We start from the raw sequence: 1,311 nt of genomic DNA, 5'->3' as shown, positions 1-1,311 counted from the left end.
TAACCACAACTCCTACTGGTGTCAAAAGATACATTGTATTTGCAACCTTTCTCAATTCACCAGCTAGCACATGGCGAGCTCCATCTAAGTAATCTAAACAACGACGCGCTTGTACTTCAGTCATATATTGGAAGTCAATTAGAATACTTTCGTTACCTGCCAACAAATCAACAATATCTGTTGCATCTTCGTAGCGACGAGGATAGCGAACATCAATAGTTACCTTTTCTGTGCTACGATGGCTCTGCATCGCCAACTCTTGCTGACGAGCATGAAGGCGCGTAATATTTTTCTCTTTAGAATTCACTTGTGAAGATTGTGGTAACTGTTGAGCTCGTGGAAGTTCTTCCTTTGGAGCCGAAACTGAAGTTAAGGTTTGTTCAGACTTTAATTCAGCAACGCTTGGTGCCACCTCTTCTCCATCTTCAGTGAAATAATCTATAAACTTATCAAATTTATCTTTTAGTGACATGGTTATTTCCTATTTAAAAAATGCTGTACCGATTCGAACGAAAGTTGAACCACATTGAATCGCTTCTTTGAAGTCTCGACTCATACCCATACTTAGTTCTGTCATCGGCATATTGGGGAGATGTTTTTCTTGAATGGTTTTTTGCAATTCTTGCGTTTCTTTAAATATCTCTAGTAATTCTTGACTAGTTGCTTCAAATGGAGCCATGGTCATCAGACCTACATACTCAATCTGGTCTAATTCTGAAAGTTCTGGTAAGAGAGCTAACAATTCTTCTTTCGAAAAACCGTGCTTACTTTCTTCCTTAGAAATATTTACTTGCAAAAAGCACTTAATCTTGTGGTCCGCTCGTTTTTGAATTTCCTGAGCTAGCTTTAAGGAATCTAAAGCATGAAAATAATCCACATAAGAAATCACTTCCTTGACTTTACGTCTCTGTAAGGTTCCAATCAAATGCCAGGTAAGATTCTTATCACTTAGAGCATGATACTTGTCAAGAAATTTATCAACACGGTTCTCACCAATGTGTTGCACTCCTTGCGAAACCAAAGCTGAGGCTGTTTCAACATCTACATATTTGGTCACCGCAATCACAGAAACCGAATCGTTTTCACGACCGGCTTCCTGAACTGCATTCGATATCTGTTGAAAAACAAGGTTCGTATTTTCTTTTAAATTCATCTTCATTAACGATTTTTAAAGAATGGTGGTGTTTCCAACTCATCTTCATCTGTTGCCGCTGGAACTTCAAAGCGTTCCACTGGAGAAACAACTGGTTCTCCTTGACGAACGATGGCATCGCGTCTCAAGTCCCAGTCACCAAAGGCTGATGTCTTTGG

At 39.4% G+C, this 1,311-nt stretch carries 2 protein-coding genes and 1 pseudogene; all 3 read right to left on the bottom strand.

Going from position 1 to position 1,311, the window contains the following annotated elements; all coding sequences use genetic code 11:
* On the bottom strand, positions 1-472 hold a 472-nt coding region (locus HMPREF2795_RS10035; RefSeq protein WP_075228810.1), incomplete at its 3' end, for a cell division protein SepF.
* A 9-nt stretch (positions 473-481) separates the two neighbouring features.
* The gene (locus HMPREF2795_RS10030; RefSeq protein ID WP_075227282.1) at positions 482-1,153 is read right to left on the bottom strand and encodes a YggS family pyridoxal phosphate-dependent enzyme; all 672 of its coding nucleotides are present in this window, start codon (positions 1,151-1,153) and stop codon (positions 482-484) included.
* A gap of 5 nt (positions 1,154-1,158) precedes the next feature.
* Positions 1,159-1,311 (bottom strand): annotated as a pseudogene (locus tag HMPREF2795_RS10990) (cell division protein FtsZ); the annotation flags it as partial.

Source organism: Streptococcus sp. HMSC056C01 (assembly GCF_001811305.1).
In the GTDB taxonomy this organism is placed as follows: Bacteria; Bacillota; Bacilli; order Lactobacillales; family Streptococcaceae; genus Streptococcus.
The sequence above is the reverse complement of the archived record's forward strand: the minus strand, read 5'-3'. Positions and strand labels throughout refer to the sequence as shown.

Bases quoted from the DNA above. Each gene is read 5' to 3' on its own strand.
- HMPREF2795_RS10030 (WP_075227282.1), bottom strand. From the start codon at position 1,153: ATGAATTTAAAAGAAAATACGAACCTTGTTTTTCAACAGATATCGAAT.